The following is a 5,060-nucleotide window of genomic DNA, read 5'->3' on the forward strand; positions in this document are numbered from 1 at the left end:
TGGTCACCGTCCCCACCCCCACCACCGACGTCAAAGTAGGCGACATCATCACCTACCACATCCCCGTCGAAGACCAGCGCGTGGAAACCCACCGCATCACCGAGATCACCACCACCGCCGACGGCGGCATCGCAGTCCAGACCAAAGGCGACGCCAACAACGGCCTCGACCCCTGGATCGCCACCCTCCAAGGCAACACCGTGGACAAGCACGTAGCCACCATCCCCTACGTTGGCAACGCCATCCGGGCCCTGCGCGAACCCATCGTCATGAACACCCTCATGTACGGCGCACCCGCCATCCTCGTCATCGGAATGCTGGCCTCCATCTGGACCAAAGACCCGGACAACACAGCCCCGCAAGGCACCGCAAAGCCCCAGGCGGCAAGCGGTGAGTGAGGACCCGGGCCCCGTAACGGAGGCCACCACCTTGGAACCGTGCCGCCTTCAAGAGTTGGCTGACGAGCTGGGAGATCCATCACCGGCGCTCGGTTTTCTCTCCAACTATCTGTCCATGCTGCCGGGCCGGGTGCTGAGCATCTCCAACGGCTTATGCGGGCACAACGCTGAAGCGAGTATGGACGCCATCCTGAGCCTGAAGATTTCCTCGGCCATGGTGGGAGCCATGGAGACGGAGGATCAGTGCCAGGTCATTGAACGGATGATCCGGGAAGACCACTTCGACTCCGCAATCCGGGCATTCCCGGCCCTTCAGAAGTCCACGGACCGCTGCTTTGCCGAGGGTCCGCAGCTGCTGGGGAAAGCACGGGAGTCCCTCTGCACCACGCCCCGGACTTCTCTCTAGTGCGAAGCGCTCACCTGGTGTTCAGCACTCACGGTCGTTCAGCACTCACCTGGTGTTCAGCGCTCTGCCGGCACGCTGGTGTCGGCCGTTGTGACCTGGTGCGGCACGAGGAACAGCGCGGCTACGGCCAACAGCCCGGCGGCGGCGAAAACGTAGAAGCCTGCAGGGTAAGCGATGTTTGCGGCAACCAAAGTCCCCGTCACCGCCGGCCCGACGATTGCGCCGAGCCTGCCCACCCCTGCTGCGAAGCCCAGCGCCGTACCACGAAGGCGGGGAGGGAAGAGTTGGCTGACCCAGGCGTACACCAGTACCTGGGAGCTGAAGACGAAGACCCCCGTGACGAATACGGCTGCGTTGAGCAGGAACTCGTTCTGGATTTTGACGCTCAGGATCGCCAGCAACACTGCGGACAAACCGAACCACATCAGCACGATCTTTTTGGTCCCGTGTTTGTCGGCCAGGATTCCGGCGAGGAAGAGACCAGCGACGGCGCCGAGGTTAAGGACCAGCAGCAGTGTAAGGCCCGTGCTGACCGGGTAACCTGCGGCTGCCATCAGCTGTGGCAGCCACGTGTTCAGGCCGTAGACCAGCAGCAACCCCATGAACGAGGCGATGCCGATACCCAAGGCAACCATCGGATACGGCTTCTGCAGGAGGTCGCGGAAACCTGTCTTCGGCTTGGCGCTGGTTGAATGTCCGCTGGTTGAACGCCCGACGGCGGTTGTTGCGTTTGCGGGTTGGCTCGTCTTGAGTTCGCTGGCCTGCGTCGGAGCCGTTGTGGCCGGGGTGCCTGCAGCAGGGGCTGCTTCAGGGAGAGACTCCGGGAGTTTCGCCCACAGGAAGGGCAGAAGGGCGAGACCCGCAACGCCGCCGATGATGAACATGAGCCGCCAGTTCGGAACGATGAAAATTGCCAGAAGCGCCGTTGCTACAGCGCCAACGTGGTAACCGGTCATGGTCCGGGTAGTGGACTTGCCAGCCGATCCGGCAGGGGCGTAGTCGTTGATGTACGCCAAAGCCGCAGGGAGGCACGCGCCCAAGCCGAGTCCGGCCAGCATACGAAGCAGGGAGAAGACGGCGACATTCGGGGCGAAGGCAGCTCCGACGGTGAACAGCGAGAAGCTTGCTACGCAGGCGATCAGGAGTTTACGGCGTCCGAATTTGTCCGAAAGCGGCGCGATGAAGAGGGCGCCGAGGCCCACACCTACCAATGAAATGGTGGCGGCGAAGGTAGCCCCGAACGCGTCAAAGCCCAACTCGCCGGTCTTGATGAGTGTTGGGATGACGGTACCCAGGACAACGAGGTCGAAGCCGTCCAACACCATGGCCAGCCAGCAAAGCCAGACGGGCCATTGAGAGCGGCGGGCAGATGACATCGTTGGCATAGCGTCCTCGGTACTTCGCAGATAGGTCGACCCACCGCAGAACGGTCGGTCGGTCGGTTAAGAGAGTTGTATCACCGCTCGGTGTTGCCTGGCACACGTTCTACCATTGAACGGAAGGGAGCCAGCAGGGCATTCGCCCAGGCCGTGTCCCGGAGCGCCGCAATCGGCAGGCTGATGAGCGCCCTCATGAGGCGGCGGCCGGAAGCAAAGGAGCAGGGCATGGCTAACTCGGCGTCAGGCGATTCAGTGGTAGACCGCGTGGTGCGGGTCATAGAGGCCTTCCCGGAAGGGACCACCTCGCTGCAGCTAAGCGAGTTGGCTGACCGATCTGGACTTCCGTTGTCATCAGCCCACCGACTGGTCCGGCAACTCTCCGAACATGGACTCTTGGACCTCGGCGCGGGCGGTACTGTTCGCTTGGGTCTGCGTTTATGGGAACTCGTCAACCGCAATTCACCCACCCTGGCTCTCAGGCAGGCTGCCATGCCGTTCATGGAAGATATACAGCAAGTCCTCAACCAGAATGTGAATCTGGCGGTGCTTGACGGGTGGGAGGCACTATTTGTGGAGCGGCTTTCGCGTCGGGGATCAGTGGCCAACCGGGCGCGGATCGCCGGGCGGATGCCCGTCCACATTTCCTCGGCCGGTCTGGCCCTGATGTCGAACCAATCGCGCGAATTGCAGACGGAGTACCTCCGGCAATTCGCAGATCCCAGCGCAAAGGTAACTGCCGGCGTCGTGCGTCAACTTCTTGCCGAAGCGGCGCAGCAGGGGTACGCGCAATTGGCTGGTGTGGTGGATCCCGATACGTGGGGGATTGCCGTGCCGGTGATCAACAGCAAGCGTCGCACCGTGGCGGCGCTCGGAGTGGTTGTGCCGCTGGCGGAAATGCGACTTCAGGCGCTGGTGCCCGCGCTCCAGACGGCTGCCCGGGGGATAGGACGTCAACTCGGCGACTAGAGTCCAACTTCCGTTCAACGGAATTGTTGTAACGCCAATCACTCCTCGCGGGCCACACTAAATGCAAGATTCATCCCGCTTCACGGCAAGCAGGGATCCGCAACGAAGCGAGGAAACCATGGCACGTACACCGATTACCACCCAAGTGGCCATCATGGGTGCAGGCCCAGCCGGCCTGATGCTCTCCCACCTGCTGGCCAAGCAGGGCATCGATTCGGTGGTGGTGGAAATCCGCAGCCGCAAGGAAATTCAGGAAACGGTTCGTGCAGGCATCCTTGAGCACGGAACAGTGAACCTGCTGGTGGATTCCGGCGTCTCGGACCGGGTATTGCGCGAGGGCGACCGACACGACGGAATCGAACTGCGGTTCAACGGTGAGAGTCACCGCATCAACTTCAAAGAGCTCGTGGGTGAATCCGTGTGGCTGTACCCGCAGACAGACGTGTTCGCGGACCTTGCCGCAAAGCGGGCGGCCGACGGCGGCGACGTCCGGTACAGCGTCACGGACACCACCGTGCACGACCTCGAAGGCAAGCCAAAGGTCTGGTTCACCGACTCCGACGGACAGGAGTTCGAAATCCAGGCCGACTTCCTGGTGGGTGCCGACGGGTCGCGCAGCCACTGCCGCTTCCAGATCCCCGAAGCCAACCGCAAGTGGTACTTCCACGAGTACCCGTTCGCGTGGTTCGGAATACTCGCTGAGGCCCCGCGCAGCGCCGACGAACTCATCTACGCGAACTCCGAGAACGGGTTCGCCCTGATCAGCCAGCGCACCGAAACCGTTCAACGCATGTACTTTCAGTGCGACCCCAAAGAGAACGTGGCCGACTGGGACGACGAACGGATCTGGTCCGAGTTCCGCAAGCGCGTCAACGGCAACGGCTTTGAACTCAAAGAGGGGCCCGTTCTGGAAAAGATGGTTTTGCCTTTCCGCAGCTTTGTTCACACACCCATGCGGCACGGAAACCTCTTCCTCGCCGGCGATGCAGCGCACACAGTGCCGCCCACTGGCGCCAAAGGCCTGAACCTGGCAATCCACGACGTCAAGGTGCTCTTCGAGGGGCTGGATTCCTTCTACTCCAACGGCTCCACCGCGCTGCTCGATTCCTATAGCGACCGCGCCCTGGACCGCGTATGGAAGGCCCAGCACTTCTCTTACTGGATGACGTCCATGCTCCACACCGTGCCAGGTGCCGACGATTTCGACCGCGCCCGCCAGCTTGGTGAGCTTCACTCCGTGGTCACATCCGAGCATGCCAAGGCGTACCTCGCGGAGTCGTACACGGGCTGGCCAACCTCGCGGTAGCGCTTTTTTTGGGGGCTGCTGGGCGCTCTCGTTGCGGCGCTGGTTGCTGGTTGCTGGTTGCTAGAGAACGAATGTCACGTGTCCGCCGAAGTATGGGTCTTGGGCCACGGGCCTTGGACCCTGGGCCCTGAAACACGGGCGCGGTTCGTAGGAGGTCCTGTGCGGTCATGATCAGGTCACGGTTCGCGTGCGGAGCGCCGGTCCCGGGTTGCAGGTCGAAAGCAGCGAAGGCGCGGCAGTGATCGGAACTCACAGGCCACAGATAGCCAGTAGGGAGTGCGGGGCAGGCAGCTGCACGGGCGACCCAAGCGCCACCATGAGCGTTGAGCACACGTTCCTGTATCGCTCTTTGCCCATCGCGCCCTGCCGCTCCTCGGGTTCTGCCGCCCATCGCGCCCTGCCGCCCATCGCGCCCTGCCGCCCCTCGGGTTCTGCCGCCCCTCGGGTTCTGCCGCCCCTCGGGTCAGGCCCCGCGCACCCGTTTTCAGGCAATCCCGTTCAGGCAGTCCCGTTCAGGCAGTCCCATTGAGCCTATTCAGACAGACCCGCGTGGGGTTGTTGTGGGTTGGGTTTATGTTCGTTGGGGTGTGTGGTGGTGGTTGCGT

The 5,060-nt window shown here is 62.7% G+C and carries 4 protein-coding genes and 1 pseudogene; 4 read left to right on the plus strand and 1 reads right to left on the minus strand.

All coding sequences use genetic code 11. The features are described from left to right. Positions 1-398, plus strand: a pseudogene (locus MOD31_RS21750) (signal peptidase I); the annotation flags it as partial. Further along, complete coding sequence (locus MOD31_RS21755) at positions 391-804, plus strand: Hpt domain-containing protein (RefSeq protein WP_250821691.1); 414 nt, start codon at positions 391-393, stop codon at positions 802-804. The pseudogene MOD31_RS21750 and the gene MOD31_RS21755, both read left to right, overlap by 8 nt. A 56-nt stretch (positions 805-860) precedes the next feature. On the opposite strand, the gene MOD31_RS21760 is transcribed toward MOD31_RS21755, so the two are convergent. Beyond that, complete coding sequence (locus tag MOD31_RS21760) at positions 861-2,189, minus strand: MFS transporter (protein ID WP_374207007.1); 1,329 nt, start codon at positions 2,187-2,189, stop codon at positions 861-863. A 219-nt stretch (positions 2,190-2,408) separates the two neighbouring features. On the opposite strand from MOD31_RS21760, the gene MOD31_RS21765 reads away from it, so the two are divergent. Further along, positions 2,409-3,149 (plus strand): IclR family transcriptional regulator, encoded by a 741-nt coding sequence (locus MOD31_RS21765; RefSeq protein ID WP_142937490.1) that lies wholly within the window; start codon positions 2,409-2,411, stop codon positions 3,147-3,149. A gap of 118 nt (positions 3,150-3,267) precedes the next feature. Further along, positions 3,268-4,455: a 4-hydroxybenzoate 3-monooxygenase gene (locus MOD31_RS21770; protein WP_250821692.1), complete on the plus strand. Its 1,188-nt coding sequence runs from the start codon at positions 3,268-3,270 to the stop codon at positions 4,453-4,455. Positions 4,456-5,060 lie beyond the last annotated feature (605 nt).

The organism is Paenarthrobacter sp. TYUT067 (assembly GCF_023656375.1).
Classification (GTDB): Bacteria; Actinomycetota; Actinomycetes; order Actinomycetales; family Micrococcaceae; genus Arthrobacter.

What these genes read in the sequence shown, in the direction of transcription:
- MOD31_RS21760 (WP_374207007.1), bottom strand. Translation starts at nt 2,189, where the DNA reads ATGCCAACGATGTCATCTGCCCGCCGCTCTCAATGGCCCGTCTGGCTT.
- MOD31_RS21765 (WP_142937490.1), top strand. Translation starts at nt 2,409, where the DNA reads ATGGCTAACTCGGCGTCAGGCGATTCAGTGGTAGACCGCGTGGTGCGG.
- MOD31_RS21770 (WP_250821692.1), top strand. Translation starts at nt 3,268, where the DNA reads ATGGCACGTACACCGATTACCACCCAAGTGGCCATCATGGGTGCAGGC.